The 19,288-nt window shown below is 39.7% G+C and carries 13 protein-coding genes; 6 read left to right on the top strand and 7 right to left on the bottom strand.

The features are described from left to right. The 3 genes from BP861_RS00360 to BP861_RS00350 form a co-directional block, all read right to left on the bottom strand. On the bottom strand, positions 1 to 449 hold a 449-nt coding region (locus BP861_RS00360; protein ID WP_292371459.1), incomplete at its 3' end, for an ATP-binding cassette domain-containing protein. 928 nt (positions 450 to 1,377) lie between these two features. Next, positions 1,378 to 2,724: a helix-turn-helix transcriptional regulator gene (locus BP861_RS00355; protein WP_292371457.1), complete on the bottom strand. Its 1,347-nt coding sequence runs from the start codon at positions 2,722 to 2,724 to the stop codon at positions 1,378 to 1,380. 207 nt (positions 2,725 to 2,931) lie between these two features. Next, entirely contained in the window at positions 2,932 to 4,044 is a 1,113-nt protein-coding gene (locus tag BP861_RS00350; protein ID WP_292371456.1) for a hypothetical protein, read from the bottom strand. A gap of 1,078 nt (positions 4,045 to 5,122) precedes the next feature. Between BP861_RS00350 and BP861_RS00345 the strand changes: the two genes are divergently transcribed. Continuing rightward, a complete protein-coding gene (locus tag BP861_RS00345) occupies positions 5,123 to 5,806 on the top strand; it encodes a hypothetical protein (RefSeq protein ID WP_292371454.1) in 684 nt (227 codons plus the stop codon). Then, positions 5,806 to 5,931 (top strand): hypothetical protein, encoded by a 126-nt coding sequence (locus BP861_RS00340; RefSeq protein WP_292371453.1) that lies wholly within the window; start codon positions 5,806 to 5,808, stop codon positions 5,929 to 5,931. Before BP861_RS00345 ends, BP861_RS00340 begins: the two co-directional genes overlap by 1 nt. 203 nt (positions 5,932 to 6,134) lie before the next feature. Here BP861_RS00340 and BP861_RS00335 read toward each other — a convergent pair whose 3' ends face one another. Next, the gene (locus BP861_RS00335; protein ID WP_292371451.1) at positions 6,135 to 7,775 is read right to left on the bottom strand and encodes a HEAT repeat domain-containing protein; all 1,641 of its coding nucleotides are present in this window, start codon (positions 7,773 to 7,775) and stop codon (positions 6,135 to 6,137) included. A gap of 928 nt (positions 7,776 to 8,703) precedes the next feature. Between BP861_RS00335 and BP861_RS00330 the strand changes: the two genes are divergently transcribed. Both BP861_RS00330 and BP861_RS00325 read left to right on the top strand, forming a co-directional pair. Then, positions 8,704 to 9,453, top strand: a complete 750-nt coding sequence (locus tag BP861_RS00330) for a carbonic anhydrase (protein ID WP_292371450.1) — start codon at positions 8,704 to 8,706, stop codon at positions 9,451 to 9,453. Positions 9,454 to 9,779: 326 nt separating this feature from the next. After that, a complete protein-coding gene (locus tag BP861_RS00325) occupies positions 9,780 to 11,267 on the top strand; it encodes a TolB family protein (protein ID WP_292371448.1) in 1,488 nt (495 codons plus the stop codon). Between the two features lie 120 nt (positions 11,268 to 11,387). On the opposite strand, the gene pncB is transcribed toward BP861_RS00325, so the two are convergent. Then, the gene (gene pncB / locus BP861_RS00320) at positions 11,388 to 12,593 is read right to left on the bottom strand and encodes a nicotinate phosphoribosyltransferase (protein ID WP_292371447.1); all 1,206 of its coding nucleotides are present in this window, start codon (positions 12,591 to 12,593) and stop codon (positions 11,388 to 11,390) included. A gap of 250 nt (positions 12,594 to 12,843) precedes the next feature. Between pncB and BP861_RS00315 the strand changes: the two genes are divergently transcribed. Beyond that, positions 12,844 to 14,028, top strand: coding sequence for a trans-sulfuration enzyme family protein (locus tag BP861_RS00315; protein ID WP_292371445.1), 1,185 nt, complete (start codon positions 12,844 to 12,846; stop codon positions 14,026 to 14,028). 232 nt (positions 14,029 to 14,260) lie between these two features. Then, a complete protein-coding gene (locus BP861_RS00310; RefSeq protein WP_292371443.1) occupies positions 14,261 to 14,761 on the top strand; it encodes a type 1 glutamine amidotransferase domain-containing protein in 501 nt (166 codons plus the stop codon). Positions 14,762 to 15,001: 240 nt separating this feature from the next. Here the strand turns inward: BP861_RS00310 and BP861_RS00305 are convergent, their stop codons facing one another. Continuing rightward, positions 15,002 to 18,940, bottom strand: coding sequence for an eIF2A-related protein (locus BP861_RS00305; protein WP_292371442.1), 3,939 nt, complete (start codon positions 18,938 to 18,940; stop codon positions 15,002 to 15,004). Then, a partial coding sequence (locus tag BP861_RS00300; RefSeq protein ID WP_292371440.1) for an SIR2 family protein occupies positions 18,930 to 19,288 on the bottom strand: 359 nt, incomplete at its 5' end. The genes BP861_RS00305 and BP861_RS00300, both read right to left, overlap by 11 nt.

Below are 19,288 nucleotides of genomic sequence, written 5' to 3'. Positions count from 1 at the left end.
TCGGATTCATCAAGTTTAGAGATGTCTTTTGAATTCAGATAAACCGTGCCTTTTGATGGTATGTCCAGACAGCCCAACAGGTTCATCATGGTACTTTTCCCGCTTCCGCTTGGGCCAAGGATTACAAGGAATTCTCCCTCATAAATCTCAAGATTTATTCCCTTAAGTGCTGCAAACTCAACTTCCCCCATCTGGTAAAGTTTCCAGACATTGGTCAGCTTGATAAGCGGAACCTCCTTATTTCTGGAGATTTTTTCTGCATTCAGACTTTTAGCAAAATTACTGGCTGGACTGCTGTACGGGCTGTTTTTTAAAATCTCCCCTGGATCGTTTCTTTCGGATTCATTGTCCGATTCACTGTAGAAATCTGCTGCTCTTTCAAGCGAATTCAAAATGTATGAGGCATTTAACTTTGTTTTAAATATCTCAATAATCTCAGTAAGTTTCATACATACCCTCTAAATCATATCCGTGCTTCAGGGTTGCCTGAGTAGTTTTGCTTTTTCTTCGTATTCTGCCTGAAACATCTAATATAGCGTATCATTATAGGGTTTTTTGCATTGTCATTTGATTTTACTGTTATTTAACTATCTTTATTAAATTATAGGATAAGTAATAAGTTAAATTATAGGATAAGTAATAAGTTAATAGTTGATCCTCGTTTTTGAGGCACCTGCAAAATACACAGTGCCTCATCTTCGGGAGTGTAGTTTTGACTGTTTTTCTTTGATATCTTTTCAAATGGGAGGATTTTATTATTGAGTTAAAGATCCCTGCAAATGGCAAGGTTTCCTACTTCTATTTACTCCTTTTCTATTGAGTCCACAGGGTTAAGACACCTGTAAAATGAGATGCCTTACTTGCAGTTTCAAAGAGAAGGCAGTCATTTCCTTCATTGGCATTAAATAATAAAAACATACTTAGCTAAAAACAGAGAATATAATGAAATTAATTTATAGATGAAGCTTTTATGGAGAATATTTATTCAATTTAATCTTTAATAGTCCTTTAAATGTAAAAATAGGTTTCAATAAAGTATAATTTTAAGAATTTTTCCTCAAAAAACCTTCAGACCTTCCATAAAAGCTGTTTTCTTCTATAAAACTAAGGTTTAGAGTGCTGTTTTTAGTGCTTTGGCCCGGTTTTGGGAATTTCACCTGAAACTTAAAGGCAAGAATTTTTCAAAGATTATAAATTTTTTAGACTTATTGCCAAACCAACCGGATAAATTAGAGAAGTAATCTGGATTCCAGAAGTTATCAGATAAATTATCTGAATTCAAGAAGTTACCAGGGTTCAGTAAGTTTCCGATGAGCAGTTATCAATTTTGACTATAAAAGAGTGGCATGAAATCAATAGAAATAGAAGTACTGAGTTTCAACGCTCCTCATCTTTCAGGATCACAACATTCCCACGTCCCCGCTTGAACTTTTCAATCAGTTCTCTTCTTTCCAGATCTGCAAGCATGAGGCTGACCTTTCCTTCGGAATACTTCAGCTTGCTGCGCAGGTCTTTCTGTGTAATCCTGCCTCCCTGACCTCGAATAATATCCATGACTTCTTGAAGGTCGGTAGGAAGCGGGAACTTCTTTCTGGATGCAGGAACTTCAGTTTTAGGATTTTTTACGGGATTAGTATCATTTTCTTCATATGAAATACCCTGTTTTTCTTTTTGAGTCTCAGATTCAGTCATTTTTGTTTCGTTTTCCAGAGAACTCACTTTAATTTCTGCCGCCTCTTCCTGCAATTTCTCATTCGGGATCTCAGGCGATAAGTTCATTACTGGCGTTTTCATCTGTTCACTCACAGGTTCTTTTACCAATTCTTGTACTGGCTCCTGCAGAGATTCCTTTACTGGCTCTTTCACCGGCTCTTTTACAGAATCTACTGATTCTACTGCAGATGCATTTTCTAAGGGCTTTCCCTTAGATTCCTGTACCTCAGAATCCAGCTTTAGTTCTGGCTCTATATTTTTGGGATGAACTTCTGACCTTTTATTATGTACTTCTCCTGAGAATTTTGGCACCTTAACGGGTTCAGAAAAATCTCCTATCGTATGTCCTTTTCCAGTTGTTCCTGTATCTGAGGCTCTGTATGCCATTTTTTGAGGCTGGTTTTTCTCTATATTTTTATTCATTCTGGAAAAACGATAACCTGCTGCTGTAAGCAGGAAGAGAAATAAAAGAGCTATCAGTGGATAGTTCGTATTTATAGAACCGATTTCGCTCTGGTCGGCTGAGTTCTTGCTACTTGAATTATTTTTGTCAGAAACATTCATCTGACTTGCGGCTGCATCTGTTAGCGAATTGAGTTTATTTGAGGATGAGTTTCCTGCAGCCTCATTCACATTCTTGGAAAATTTATTTACTTCGGAACTGCCCATCAGTTCTTTGGAATAAACCGGAAGAAGCAGGAGATCGAGTACGTAGTTTCCTTCATTTTCAATCTTGAGAGTTTCTTCTGTCGAATAAGTAAGAGTGTTATTCTGATAATAATTGGCCGTAATTTTATAGTCTCCGGGTACTAGATCAAAAGAATATAGGCCATATTTTGCCACCATAGACTGCGAGGGAGTGGAATTTACCTCCACAATGGCATTTTCCAGTGGCTCGAAAGTGTCCCAACCGTACACCGACCCATGGACTGTTGACGTGCTGTTCGCTAAAGCAGATCCAGCTAAAGCAAGTACGGCAGCGATACAAATAAAATAAATCCTCAGATTCATTTCGATAAACCCAGAGTTACATGTTGCATTTTGGCTTTTTATTTTTCAGACCTTTTTAATAATTCTCTTTAAAGTTTAGGCCTCTCCAGAATAAAAGATTCTTCTGCTTTGTATTTCCGGATAAGCTCGTAGCATCTGTAGCATTACTTCCTGACCTGTAACAGATTCGTATCATTACCCTTTCCATCAGGTCCATATTTTATATTCTCATATCCTTCCTTCATGTCTGTACTCGGTATTATCATCCTTTCCGTCAGGCCCGCATCCTCTTACATCATTGCCTTTTCCATTGGGCCCACATTCTCCGGAATTCATTCTATCGTCAAATAGAGGTTTACCCCACTTTTCTTCTTTTACTGTCCTGCCTGCCTCTTCAACTCTATATGTACCGTTTCCCTGAAAAGCTGCATAACCTTCCCCATCTGCAGTGAGGGTAATGTTTTCATCTCTTAACATTACTGTCTTACTGGAGCCGGAAACCTTCACATCGGCAGAATTAATGTGGTACAGGCGCACGTTCTCATGATCTTCATTTTTCTCTTCAAATGTGTAATCCCCATTTATGTCAATCTCGGAATCTGTGGAAAGGCCCAGTATTGCCATTTCTCCATCTTCTAAATGCATATTCAAGGTGAAACTGCCCATTAGAAGAACTTTTCCGTTTCCTACCGAAACAAGCTTGGATGTGCTATTTAGTTCCTCACTTCTAACTGCCATATGACTGAGTTCTTCAAAAATATCTCTCAGAATATAATTCGCTTGAATCATACAGCCCTGAGACTGAATCAAATACTCTCTTTCCAGATTTTTGGATGAATTATTATATAGATCCGAATTCGCAATTGAGCTGTTATTTCCTGCGGCGGAATCCGCAAGGGCCCGATAATGCTTTGCCTCTTCTATAAGAAGGTTATATTCTTCAAGCAGGACTTCAAGTCTGCTAACATCTTCCCCTTCTGCTTTATAGTTCTCAATCCCGTTCTCAAGCCGTACTGAAATAGTCTCTGCCTTCTCGATATTTCTGTCAAGGAGAGATGTTGCACCTTTCAGATTATGCATTGACCCCGGGACTGGATGAAAACCTGGCAGTAAAGCAGGGGGATGCACTCCAGTCATCTCAGGTTCTCCATGGTTCAGAAGCCCTATATAGGGATAAAGAATAATCCTGAACAGATTTGCTTGCGGATTCAGCCGCAAAAAAGGAGCTTCATTTGTAAAGGCATGAGCATCTGTAAAGACATGAGCCTCCTCATCAACACAGCCTGAGATCATGATAATTCCTGCAAGTATGAGAAGCAGGGAAAGAAGTTTAATTTTCATAATGGGCCACGTCCTATGGAAAGAACTCATTGCTGGACTGTACCTTTTATTTGAGTTCTTATATTAATACTTGGTTATTTTAAAGGCTTTTCTTAGAAAAAATGGAAATTGTTCAAAAAAATTTGAGACTTATAATTAACTCCATTACAATTTTGTGATTTCCTGTCGACATCGAGTTCTTATTAAGCAATTTAAGAATTCGGATTGAGGTGTCACTTGAAAGAAGCCTGGCAATTTTTGGAATACTCGGACAGTTGCAAAATCAGCAATTTATCCCCGGGTTATCAGGCATTTTTATCCCTGTTATATATTTTCATTTTATAAGGTTTAAAATTATTTAAATTGATCATTAAAGAGTTGAGTCAGGAACTACCGAATTAATATTGCAGGTCTGATACATACATGGTTTCCTCGTGATCTTCTTTGATGCTTATTCAAATAGTTTAACCGTTTTCGATTACGGCAAAATTGTACTGTGGTGGAATATCTCTGGGTCTTTGGTGGGATGTTACTAATCGATATGTTCCTGACAGAAGATACTATATTTAGATTTAAAAATAAAAGAATACTTACTTTTTCAGGAGTATTAACAAATTAAATTTACAGTTCACACTTTAAATGGGATTATTTTGGGATTTAATCCTTTAGGACCCTTAAGTGGTTCATTTTAAAGGATCATTTTCCTTGAGAGATCCAAATTGAGCTTTTTTAGTACATTAGACCACTTCATAAATAAAAATTGCTTTTATTCTGAAATTATAAAATTTCTATTGTTCTGAGGTTAGATAATAAGCTCATCCCAAAACTGGCTCTGTAGAAAGCCTCTGAAATAAAGAATTTTCATAAATTTGAACTGAATAGCTTGACCTGTTTTTACTACCTTATTTTCAGCCTATTGTAGCTGATTTAGATAGGTTTTCTACAGAATCCAAAAAAGTTCATTTTTAAAATTAAATTCTTTTAATTGTCTAATTTCTGAAAATAAGCTTATATTTAAGCCAGTTAATTTCAGGACGTAAATAGCTAAACAGCCGCGAGACAAAAAACAAGAATACACAGTAACTGACTGAGGTAAGCTATGACAGTAAAATTATTAAAGTCAATTTCCCAGTTTGCGATGGTGATGATTGTATTGAGTATCATCCCTTCAGGGGCTTTCGCTTCAGAAGATGCAACCCTGATAAATTCTACGGATCCACTGTATACTTCAGGATTTTATCCTTCTAGTCCTGAAGAAGATATAAGCGAGGAGAATTTAACCGAGGATCAGACAGAGCTTGACTCAATCAGTAAGAGAATTACTGAGCTGCAAAATTTCTACAGCGAGATAAGTAAGGTTTCGAATATATCCGACCTCCAGAAGGTTTTGTCTAGCGACAGGCAGGTAAATGATGGCATGAATCCTGACAGAAGACATATAGCCCCTGATGAAATGCAAAATGAACCTGACGGAAAGCATGGATTTTGTTCTGCCCTGCTTGAGAAAATATCTGAGGAAAATTTAACTGACTTTCAGGCCATTGTCCTGGATTCGCTCCAGAATATAACTGAGAAATTCGAAGCTGAGCAGACAATGCTTACGGAAGCCGGCAAAAGCAATAGAGCTAAAGAGCTCAACGAAAAGATCACTGAAATTAAATCCCTATACACCGAGGCGAGTGAAGCCTCGACTGCAGCAGAGCTCAAAGAAGTCCTATTCACCCATGAGCAGGTAAATGTCCTGGATTCCATTAAAAAGAAATTGAGCTCCTTAAAGCCATAGTGAACGAAAACGGAAACAAGAGTTGGCGACAGCTCAACAGCAAGATTACGGAACTTACAGCTCTGATGGAAGATATAAAAGGAGCCGAATCTTTTGATGAACCTTCAGAATACGAAGAACTGTAACTTATCGAAAAGGAAAATACTCTCTTGAGAAGTGATATAAAGAAATAAGTTCAGGATTCACTATACAAAGCAATAGCAAACAAGAGCAATATCAAACGGAAGATTTTTTCTTCCTTCTTGTGATTTATATGGACACTTTCAGGTCCCAGGTTCTTATACTCTATAGCTTTATAAATTTCTTTCGTCATATCCGGGAAAAGCGGCTAGTATTTCAACTTCAATTTCATCCCGCAGAAAGGACAGAAGTTAGGGGCAGTGGAGAAGTTAAGGTTTCTGGAACAGTATGGACAGATCAGACGAATACCTTGTTTCTTTTTCGGGCTTGTATTTTGGTGAGCTCTGGACTCCTCGGTTTCTTCAACAGAAATTGAGAGTTCAAGCTCCTTAAGAGAATTCATGTTGCAGATATCACCTGAAAAATTAGAAGCTTCAGTCGGAACTTTAGAATCATCACCTTTCACGCAGCCCCTCAGGATAGGCTCGACACCATGGGTTTCAGCTTCATGAAGATCAGTTGCAGGTGAGGAATTAGATCTATTAATTCTCTCAAGAGCTTTCAATGCAGCTCTTCGTACACAGGCATCTTGACTTTCAGAAGCTCTGACAAGCCCTGAAACTGCCTCAAGGGTACCGATTTTCTCAAGTGAGCAAATTGCGGCTTTTTGCATCATACTTTCAGGGTTCTCAAGAATTTCCACCAATTTTGGAACAGCTTGTTGCGCTTTGAGGTCACCAAGTACGGAAGCCGCAGCTTCTCTTACTGCTGCTTTAGTGTCATCAAGAGCTCTTAAAAGACCTGAGATGGCCTCAGAAGTGCCTGCTTTTCCAAGGCCCAGAACTGCCGATTCCCTGACTGAACTATCAGGGTCGTTAAGAGCTTTAACCAGCCCTTCTATGGCTTCAGGAGTCCCATTTTTCCCAAGAGCGTAGGTAATCGCCTTTCTTGCGGAATTTTCATAGGTTTCAAAAGCCTTAACCAGCCCGCGGGCCGCTTCAGGAGAACCAATATCTCCCAGGGCCTCTGCAGCGCGACTTCTCAAATACCAGTCAGAATCATCCAAGGCTCTCAAAAGTCCTGAAACTGCTTCAGGCGTTCCTATCTTCCAGAGAGTCTCAATTGAAATTTTTCTCACATCCCTGCTCGGAGCTCCGAGCGCCTTGATAAGCACAGGAACTGAAGTTGACGCACTCACAATTTTACAAAGGGTCTCGGACGCAGCTTCCTGTACAGGCTGTCTTTGATCCCTGAGGATTTCCATCAGCTCGTCAAGTACATCTGATTTGCCCCTTTTTCCTAGGGTTTCGACGGCTTGCTGCCTTATTTTAGTATCCGAATTTTCAATTGCTCTTACCATGCAGAGAGCAGCTTCATAAGTGTCGATTTTCCCAAGAGCTATTATTGAAATCTTTTTCAATGAATCATCCGGATAAGACAGGGCTTTCTCAAGGCCATAAATCGCTTCTCTGGAACCTATCCTCATCAGAGATTTCACTGCCTCCTTTTGAACAAATTTGTCTCTGTCCCCGAATCCTTTGATAATACCTGCGGTGGCCTCAGGTGTGCCTATTTTTTCAAGGGAAGCAATTGCGGTCTTTTTAACGGGACTCTCAGAGTCATTAAGTGCCTTTATAAGGCCAGGGACAGCTCCCGATATTTTGAAATTTCCCAGGGCTTCTGCAACGGCAGCTCTTACCTTAGGGTTTGAGTCATCCAAAGCTTCAATTAGTGCAGGTAAAGCATAAGGGTCTCCTAGCTTTCCAAGTTCTTCAGCAGCAATTGCTCGGTTTCCTGCAAAAACTGAGCGTTCCAATTTCTTAATAAGATTCTTTGTGTTTTCATCCATTTTCCTTCTATCTCCCATTAGTGTAAAGCTTTATCTGGATCAGTCACAAAATATTTTGTGAAATGCAGCCCAATAGGATAAAAATAAATAGAGTGTCCTTCAGTCCGTTAATTCTAAAATCGGTACTTTTCAATTCCCGGTTTCCTAGCATGGTGCCAGTAAATCCATATATAATTAAGCTCATTTATTTAATTCTGAGACTGGAAAGTGCAAAATGCCCCCTCTTTTACACCATAGAACTCAGTCCGAATCATTCTCCTTTTTTTAATATATTACATTCTAAGATATATGAAGTTTTAGATTGTTAATACAAATTATAGTACCAACCCTTCCCCAATTAAATTACATTCATTAAATGACCTGTTTGTTATTTAAATAGATTAGATGCTTTAATTGATTAAACAGCATTTTTCCTTGCGTTTATCATTGAATTTGGTATGGATGAAAATGATATCAAGCGCCTTAGTTATAAATAAACATAAATTATGAAAAAATAAAGGTTTTATATTGATTAGTTATTGATTTTAAAGATTATTATTGATTATTTTCCAAAATAATTAATTTTTGAAGTGTAACTTTGTTGGGGAAATTCTAAATATATATTATTACCCAAAATAAGCATTCCATATCCTTAGTTTTAACACTGATTTGGGAAGACCCTATATAAAAAATGGGCAGATCTGCCATTATAGATTCCCATGAAATTTGAAGCAAGGCCTCCATAATACGCTCCACAGCTCTTAAATATAAAACTTTTTTAATTTATTACATCCTGCTGGACAGATGTCTCGGGTTTTGGGATAGTAAAGCCTGGTTACAGAAGCCCGTTTACTAACATATTTCTATTTTTATTTTTTTAACTTTTTTCAAATAAAAATAGAAATGTCTATATATTTTACAATCTTCGTACTGTCAATGGAGGAACTCTATGAGATTCAACAAGCAGATCTTTACAATACTTATTTTATCTCTTTCACTGACCCTTCTAGGAAGCGGATGCATATCCGAAGGTGAAGGAGCAGAGGATAATATCACACAGGAAATAACAGTTAGCGAGTTTTCGAATATCAGGGAAAATCCGATAACACCATGGAATCCAGAACCTACAGCACCTGTGATTGATTCCACAGCCTGTATTGATCCCCAGGCTTCAGTTATAGGAAACGTGACAATAGGTGCCAGTGTGATGGTTTCTCCCATGGCATCTATTCGGAGCGACGAAGGAATGCCGATTTTCGTAGGAAATAGAAGCAATGTCCAGGATGGAGTTGTGCTCCATGGCCTTGAGACAGTTGATGAAGAAGGCAAACCCGTTGAAAAGAACCTTGTTGAAGTTGACGGCAAGAAATACGCAGTTTATGTAGGAGAAAATGTTTCACTTGCCCATCAATCCCAGGTTCACGGCCCGGCTTATGTAGGCAATGATACTTTTATTGGTATGCAGGCTTTTGTTTTTAAGTCAAAGGTAGGGAATAATTGCGTCCTTGAGCCAACATCGGCAGCAATTGGCGTAACTGTTCCTGACGGAAGGTATATTCCAGCAGGCATGGTTGTCACATCCCAAGCTGAAGCAGATAAGCTGCCAGAAATTACTGACGATTATGCATACAAGCATACTAATGAAGCTGTAGTGTATGTAAACGTCCACCTGGCTGAAGGATACAATGAAGCTTCATGATATGAATAAGGTAACACAGTAGAGAATGTACTAAAAAGAAAATAAAGTTAAGGAATTAAAACCAAAAAGCTTATTTAACTTAAGTTACACCCGGAGTCTTGATCTTTATCATTTCCGGGTAAAATCCTCTTATTCTTTTTAAATCTTTTTTATATATAGGAAAAAAATAGAATTTTCTAGACGATTATCTCATCAGTTTATGCTTAATTTATAAATAAGTCTATAAGTTAAATAAAAGACATAAAAAGAATAAAAATTTCTATATATTAAATAATTAGTTATATATATCTGTAACGCTGACTTTTTTGAGTTAACGGTGATAATTTATGAGAATCATGTACAGGTACTTTTCTTTGTTCTTAACGCTTGTACTTCTTACCTTACCTACAGGAGCAGAACCAGGCATCGTATCCGAGTACGGTAATTTTACGGAAGAATCTGGATGGAACGTAATCCAGAATGCTTCACAGAGCTATTTTTACTCCGATTCGAACTTAACTTATGTTTCAGCCGGAGAAGTTGAAGGTAATGAAGAAGAAACTTATGCTGACAATCCTGTAAAAAATATTACATTTCTCACTAACACCCCAGAATTAGAGTTGTTCCCGGTGTGGACTGCTGATGGAAACTATATCATGTATACAGTTCAAAGAGATGGATCCGGAAACTCTGAATCTTATATCATGAAAGCAGATGGAAGCGAAATAGAAAAAACAAACATTATGGAGGATAATCTTACTGGCTTTAGCGATATAAATCCCAGTGGAACAGAATTGATTTTAACAAAATCAACTGGTTATCAAACTGGCCTTTATCTTGCTAATCTTGAAAATGGGACAGTAAGCCGCGTTGCAGATGGATCCGACAAATCAGAAGGCTGGGGAGATTGGTGTCGACTGGGACGAAAAATCGTATACACCCAGGAATCCGCAGGTTCCCCATCTCAACTCTGGATAGTTGATAGGGATGGAAGCAATAAGACCCGACTCGGCACTTCGGAAAATATCGGAGTGGGAAAGGATTGGTGCCCTCTTGGTTTGAAGATAATATACAGCGCTAAAAACTCAAAAGAGAAGCCCGACCTCTGGACAATAGAGTGGCATGGTACAAACCAGACTCAGCTTACTGATACCCCATACGGAGAATGGAATCCCTCGTACAGTCCTGATGGGAAAAAGATAGTGTATGTATCCGATGAAGGAGGAAAGCCTGAAATCTGGCTCCGGGATACCGAAGGAAACTATAGGATTCAACTTACAAATAATATCGGAATGCTCTATTCTAATCCTAAATGGAGTCCTGATGGCTCAAAAATAGTTTTTGCGGCACATAAATTGCAGAATATTTTGGACAATTCCACAGTGAATATTTCTAGTTCTGTTTTACTGAATAATTATAGTAACTCTATGATTATGGATTATTCTACAATAGCAAATAATTCTACAATAACAAGTAATTCTGTATTAGAAGATAATTCCGTGATAGTAAATAATTCTATAACAGTTAACAATTCGATACAAAACGAGCCAATAGTTAATAATTTAATAGCAAATAACTCTATACTCGAAAATAATTCAGTAATAGATAATTCAGCTTCTACTCTGGAGAATGTTTCAAATAACTCATTACTGGAGAATGTTTCAAATAACTCATTAACGAGTGGCTCGGATATTGCTGTTATAGAACTTGAATCCTCACCTTCGACCTCTCTTCTTCCAACAGTTACCAGCGTTAAAGTCGATTCTGCTCATGGGGCCTCGGAAGTAGAGACTGCCAATGTTTCTATATTAAATCCCCAGATATTAAGCGAATAAGTTTAACCCCAATGTCTGATGGGTCAAACTATTGTGATCCTGAACACCCGAGTCCCGTCTCGGGAGGACGGGACCCTTTTTCGCTTCGCTCAAACAGGCTATAAATTTTTTCTTATTAAATCATTCATCCAGCCCTTTTCTTCCAAAAATGTAATTTGCAACCCTTATAGCATCCCTATCTCCGGTTTCCTTTTCCGGGGAGTCGCTCAGTTTTACAACAGGAATTCCGTTAATGCTGTGCAGTTTTATGACCATGTTAAGAGGGGGACTTTCCCGGAAGAAATCGGAGTTATTGGTAAGGCTTGTGCCTATGCCGAAACTGCAGTTGATTTTGCCGTCACAATATTTTTTGAGCTGGATTGCTGTATCTGCATTAAGGGCATCACTGAAAACGATTAATTTTTTCATGGGATCTATACCCATTTTTCGGTAGTGTTCTATCACAGCATCCACAAAATTATAAGGATCTCCACTGTCGTGCCTAAAGCCGTCATAAATTTTTGATAACTTCAGGTCCATATCCTTAAAAAAGGCTTTTGAGCCGAAAGTATCCGTAAGAGCAATTCCCAGGTCTCCGTTATAAACATCTATCCAGTTTTCAAAAGCAAAACGGTTTGCATACCTTAGCCCCACAAGTGCTGAAGTGCCCATAATCCATTCATGTCCAACGGTCCCGATAGGCACCAAACCATATTTTTTTGCAAAGTATACATTACTTGTTCCCGTTAGGGTTTTTGTTCCAGTAAGGGTTTTTATCACACGATCATGGAGTTCGGAACTTCTTCGCCTGCGCGTTCCGAATTCAGAAAAAAGACAGTTGTTTTCCTCAAGGGCTTTTCCAATTTCAAGAATTTTGCTCTCATAGGCAGCCAGTACGGATTCGGAAGTGCAACCATTTTTGGAATTCCCTTTCCACTCTTTTTCAATAGTTGTGAAATACAGTTCAGAAACCGCAGCCATAAGGACAATTTCCCAGAGAATCGTGCTGTGCCAGGGCCCTTTTATTCGGATATCCAGATTTCTGTCTTCGGTAAGGCAGACTTTTACTTCATTTGGCTTGAAGCGGAAATTCTTAAGATATTCAAGGTACATGGGCTTCAGGTAAAGGCAGTGCTCTGAAAGCCAGTTATATTCTTCTTCCGTTAATGCTAATTTCGAGATCTCTTCGTTTATGATTCTCTCCAGTTCTTCTACGAACTCGGTAGAAAAGCGCTGGGAACCTCTATTGGTAAACCGATATTCAGCTTCAACTTTAGGAAAAAGCTCAAGCACTGCAAGTTGCATGGTAAATTTGTAAAGGTCGTTATCAAGTATGGATTTTATCACATAAGGTCTTCCTGTAACGTTTTAAATTGCTTCGAAAGCAAATCGTCTTTTTTATTCAATTACACATTTTGCTCCATATATAGCCGCTGTATTTTTAAAAGTTCTGACACCTCGAGCTAACGCCTGGAAATAAAGGCAAGTTTCCTTTATAAACGTTAGAAAAATAAGAATACTTCTTCCCGCCAAACAAATAATTACCGGAAAAGCAAATACTTATTCTGGAGATTAACTTTGACAGGAATCTGGGGAGATGGAAAGAGAAGTGAAGTTCGCAACAAAATGTGTACACACAGGAGAGAAACCGGACCCGGTTTTCGGAGCTCACACAACTCCGATATACCAGACTTCAACATTTATTTTTGAAAACGCCAGGCAGGGGGCAGCTAGATTTGCAGGAGAGGAATCAGGGTACGTCTATGCCAGGATTCCCCCAAATACTCCCACACATGCAGTTCTGGCTGAAAAATTTGCTGCGCTTGAAGGCGGGGAAGCAGGACAGACCTTTGCCTCTGGAATGGCAGCAATCACCGCAATTTCGCTTACTGCCCTGAAGAAGGGAGACCACCTTATCTCAACGGATGTGGTTTACGGGTGCACTTACAGTCTCTTTTCTCAAGTTTTGCCAGGGCTTGGAATAGAGGTCAGTTTCGTAGATACATCTAAAATCGAAAACGTAAAGCGAGCTTTCAAACCTGAGACAAAAATGGTCTTTCTTGAGAGTCCTGCCAATCCTACGCTTACCATATGTGATATCGCTGAAATAGCCAGGATAGCCAGGGAAAAAGGTGCTCTCTGCGTTGTAGACAATACTTTTGCAACACCTTATTTCCAGAGACCTCTTGAACTTGGGGCTGATCTTTCCCTTAGCAGCTGTACAAAATATATAGGCGGGCACGCAGACCTGCTTGGGGGAATCGCTGCAGGAAATAAGGATTTCATGAATAGAATGTCTTCGGTTGTCGGATATACAGGAGGCATTATGGGCCCACATGAAGCCTGGCTCTGTATTAGAGGGCTTAAAACTCTACACATCCGGATGGAAAGGCATGCAGAAAACGCAATGAAAGTTGCGGAATTTCTTGAGTCCCGCCCAGAGGTAGAATGGGTCAGGTATCCCGGACTTCCAAGCCATCCTCAGCACGAACTTGCACTCAAGCAAATGAGCGGATTCAGCGGTATGCTAGCTTTTGAGGTAAAGGGTGGAATCAAAGCAGGACGAAGACTTATGGACAAGGTAAAGCTCTGTTCTCTCGCCGTAAGCCTCGGAGCTACAGATACCCTTATTCAACATCCTGCATCAATGACCCATGCATGTGTCCCGTGTTCAGTAAGAAAGAGAGTAGGCATAACTGACGGGCTTGTCAGGCTCTCGGTAGGGATAGAGGATTCCGAAGACATAATTGCAGATCTCAAACAGGCTCTCGAAGCAATTTAAGCCTATCAGATAAAGCCGACTTTACCTTTATTATTTTCAAAATCAGACAAGGTATATGTGTTGCAGAAATAATCTTTTATCTGCAAAGTTAAATCTGTAAATTAAACCTGTAAAATTAAATCTGGAAAGTAGGTTCAAAAAATAAATTCAGAAGGTTAAATCCAGAAAAGTAAATCTGGAAAATTAAAAAGCAAGATTAAAACCTTAAAGCTAAATCCCGGGGGAGTTTCATATGAAAGCACTTGTATTCGGAGCCGATGGTTTTGAAGATCTTGAACTTTTCTACCCTTACCACCGTCTGAAAGAAGAGGGAATTACAACACATGTAGCTTCAATGAAAAAGGGGCCGATAAAAGGAAAACAGGGGTATGAGATCAACACTGATGTTGCCTTTAAGGATATAAACCCTGCAGATTACGATATTCTCGTAATATCCGGAGGAAAAGGCCCCGAAAAAATGAGGCTTGACGAGAGTGCACTTGAGATTACAAGACACTTTTTCAAAGAAAACAAACCAGTTGCCACAATCTGCCACGGCCCGCAGGTCCTTGTCTCGGCAGGCGTCATTAAAGGCAGGAAAGCAACCTGCTGGATAGGGATAAGGGACGACATTATAGCCGCAGGAGCACTTTATGAGGACAAAGAAGTTGTCGTGGATGGAAACCTTGTATCCTCAAGAAACCCTTCTGACCTTTACGCTTTTGGGAGGGAAATGATTAAACTATTGAAATAATTGAAAATAAGTTGTTTTTAGGAATGTAGGGTCTTGAAGTGTTAGACAAAATAACAATTATAATAAAATTTAATTCATAGAGTCAAGCAAAAATGAGCTTGAAAGATTTTAGGACTTACGCGGTTGAACTGAAAAATCAATAGCATTAAACCTTCAATTGTCTAAAACATTAAACCAATCACAACGTCGAATGTGCTTGATTTTGTATTTCAAGTGCGTAAGCCCTACATTTATAAACATTTATGGTAAATTTGGAAATGTCTTGTTATAAGGCTCATCACCCATATACTCTTTCCATTCTTCTGGCGTGAGATTTCGGGTTAAACGATTGCTGGCTTCGTTTATAAGATCTTCTATATTGCTATATATCCACAACCTTGTAGTATTGTCAGCACTCACTGTTGCGATGTATTTTCCGCCAGGGCTGAATATGACATCGTATACCGGACCATTATGTTTCATATCAAAAATTTCTATACCTATAACTGCATCCCATACGCGTGATGTATTGTCACGACTCGCCGTTGCGATGTATTTGCCATCCGGACTGAAAACAACATTATCTACCCAACCCTCATGGTTCAGAACAAAAATTGGTTTACCTGTAAATGCGTCCCATAAACGTGCTTTTCTGTCAAAACTCGCAGTTGCAACATATTTTCCATCAGGACTGAAAACAACGCTATTCACCGAACCATTATGTTTGAGAGGATCAAAAATTGGTTTACCTGTAGATGCATCCCATAAACGTGATGTATTGTCATCACTCGTCGTTGCGATGTATTTGCCATCCGGACTGAATACAATATTCCTCACCCTATTATCATGGTTAAGGACAAAAATTGGTTTACCTGTAGATGCATCCCATACGCGTGCTGTTTTATCAGCACTTGCCGTAGCAATGTATTTTCCATCCAGACTGAAGACAACATTGTACACCCAATTATCATGATTCAAAACAAAAATTGGTTTACCTGTAGATACTTCCCATATGCGTGAGGTGTTGTCCTTACTTGCCGTTGCGATGTATTTGCCATCAGGACTGAACACGACCTTACGGACCGAACCATTATGTTTGAGAGAATCAAAAATTGGTTTACCTGTAGATGCATCCCATAAACGTGATGTATTGTCATCACTCGCCGTTGCGATGTATTTGCCATCAGGACTGAAAACAACATTATTCACCACACCATCATGGTTCAGAACAAAAATTGGTTTACCTGTAGCTGCATCCCATAAACGTGAGGTGTTGTCAGCACTCGCTGTTGCGATGTATTTGCCATCCGGACTGAAAACAACATTATATACCGGACCATCATGGTTCAGAGCAGCAGATTTCGTAAATGCATCACATATGTGTGCTGTTTTGTCAACACTTGCCGTAGCAACATATTTACCATCAGGGCTGAAGACAACATTATACACCCTGTCACCATGGTTCAGAACAAAAACTTTTTTGCCTGTAGCCGCATCCCATACACGTGCTGTATTGTCAAAACTCGCCGTTGCGATGTATTTGCCATCCGGACTGAAAACAACATTATTTACCGAACCGTCATGTTTCATATCAAAAATTGGTTTACCTGTAGCCACATTCCATAAGCATGCTGTTTTGTCATCACTCGCCGTTGCGATGTATTTGCCATCCGGACTGAAAACAACATTATTCACTACATCATTATGGTTCAGAAAAAAAATTGGTTTACCTGTAGATAAGTCCCATAAACGTGCTACATTGTCATTGCTCGCTGTAGCAATGTATTTGCCATCCGGACTGAAAACAACATTATTCATCACACCATCATGGTTCAGAACAAAAATTGGTTTACCAGTAGATAAGTCCCATAAACGTGCTACATTGTCATTGCTCGCTGTAGCAATGTATTTTCCATCTGGACTGAATACAACATTATTTACCGAACCATTATGTTTGAGAGGATCAAAAATTGGTTTACCTGTAGCTGCATTCCATACGCGTGCTGTATTGTCATTGCTCGCTGTAGCAATGTATTTTCCATCAGGACTGAATACAACATTATTCACCACACCATCATGGTTCAGAACAAAAATTGGTTTACCTGTAAATGCGTCCCATACGCGTGAGGTGTTGTCCTTACTTGCCGTTGCGACGTGTTTTCCATCAGGACTAAATACAACATTAAGCACCGAACCATTATGTTTGAGAGGATCAAAGATTGGCTTACCTGTAGCTGTATTCCATACGCGCGCTGTATTGTCATCACTCGCCGTTGCAACGTATTTTCCATCAGGACTGAATATAACATTCCTCACTCTATTATCATGGTTAAGAACCACAACACTATGAGGTATAAGTAATAATCCCTGGCGTATTAGCTTCTCAGCATCCAACGTTAACTTCTCAGCATCCAATGTCCTACTAATTCGAAATGATTTGATAGCAAGAAGAATGCTTTTATCTATATTCTCGTCATTTCCTTGGAGGCTAGAGGATTGTAAATTTAAATACGAAACGCGAGCTTCTTTCGTCTTATCTTCAGCAATCTGTTTTTTATCTTCAGCAAGTTGTTTTTGATTTTTGGCTTTTCTTCTCTGCACTTCTTTTTGCTGTTTCTCCATATTAGTTTTATTTATCTGTTCTTCAGCAAGCTGTCTCTGCCTCTCAGCTTCTTTCGTCTGTTCTTCAGCTCTTTTTTTCTGTTCTTCAGCTTCTTTTCTTTGTTCTTCAGCTTCTTTTCTCTGTTCTTCAGCAAGCTGTCTCTGCTTCTCTACTTCTTTCGTCTTTTCTTCAGCAATCTGTTTCTGCTTTTCGGCCTGATACCATTGAGCGGTTGCAATTCCAGCTAGAAGTATAAAAATAATGGAATAGACTCCAAGTCTTTTAATTTTGCTGTGTAGGATCCTTTCTTTCTCAGCCCGCTCTTTCTCTGCCTCTCGTTCTTTCTCTGCCCATTCTATCTCTAGCCGTTCTTTCTCTAGCCTTTCATTCTCTGCCCGTTTTTTCTCTGCCAGTTTATCATTAAAAACCTTGTTAGAAGATAGTATTGGTTCAATAAACCTGTCATGTGTGAGTTCATACCAGCGCGCACCTGCCCGCCACTCGGCTCTGATAAGGTGCATGCTTTCAAGCACATCAATGGCTGCATTGGGAACACCACAGGTGGACTCTGGAGCCCGATAAACCATACCCCGCGTCCCCATTGCTGTAATCAGCACTTCACCACACAATCTGCGCAGGCCTTCCTCACCAATGTGTGCCTTCTCTGCTGCTGCCCTTATAGCTTCATCATAAAATCTGTATAGTTCCTGTTCTACGTTGCCATAGGTTTTAAGGTGCTGAAATGTGATTTGCTTTTCATCTGGCGGTAATGTCCTCCAGAGGTTCTGACATACTACCTGAAGTTGTACAGCCTCTATGAACTCTCCTGTTACCTCAGCGGTTTTGCCTGGTGTTGTTTCAATTCGAATCGTCAACAAATCATCAACAAGTTTTTCTGCCACCCCTTCTGCAAAAGAGCGACCAGTATCTTTCAATGGCTCTTTAATTGCCTGCAAGGCAGCCTCACGACGCAGGCGTTCCATGTGAAAACGCGTCCGCAACCCTTCGGGCAGAAGATCTGCATAAGGATCTAGCTGAGCTATGAAATCCTCCCGCATGACAAAAACAACTCTTAAAAAGGGATCTGCTTCCAGAGCATTGTTTACTTGCTCAAAGAATCCCTCTCTATCTTTCCAGCGATCCTGATACAAAGAGAATATTTCCTCAAACTGATCGAAGATGACGGCACGGGGTAAAGGCATATCATCTTCATCCTGCATACGCTCCTGCCCATTCAAAAAATCAACAAGTTTCATTTTAGCCAGGCTCTCAACATTATAATCACCCTCAGCCCAGCTTGTGAGAGCATTAAAAACATATATGTTCGAGATCTCGTCAGTTTTCGTATCTCCCAAAATCGTGCCTTTAACTCTAGCCGCCGGTAGAATTTCAAACTGGTTTTCCTTAAGGAGAGGAATAAGCCCTGCATTGATAAGTGAGGTCTTACCTGCACCCGACTGGGCATAGACGAGAACCAGATTATGTGCAATGACTAGGGACAGGAGATCTCGAGCTTCACAATCTCTCCCGAAAAAAATGGCTTTATCTTTCTGTTCAAAAGGTCGAGGACCCACATAAGCCTGGAATTTAGGTCCCACGATTGAAAGCCTCCCAGCGTGTTCTCAATTCTTCGGCAAAATCGCGGCAATCGTGCCAGTATACCTGGATATGAAGTTCCGAAAAATAGCGGTCCAGATAATTCTGAGCTTTTTCTTTTTGGGACTCAGAAACATCTCCTGGCACGAGCTGCACGGATAGGTGCGTTCTACTAAGACTTTTTTCTAAGTATCCAGCAAGAAGCCGGAAAAGAACCTTGAAATCCCAATCAGCTATCCTGTAGCCTAGAAAAAGAAGAGATGTACCTGTAAATGCCTGCTGAATACGCAACGGAAGCAGGTTTTGTTCTCTTGAAATGGCAACAAGGAAGTCCAGATAGTCGTCTTCTG

The organism is Methanosarcina sp. UBA411 (genome assembly GCF_002495725.1).
Classification (GTDB): domain Archaea; phylum Halobacteriota; class Methanosarcinia; order Methanosarcinales; family Methanosarcinaceae; genus Methanosarcina.
This window is presented reverse-complemented; position numbering and strand designations above follow the sequence as displayed.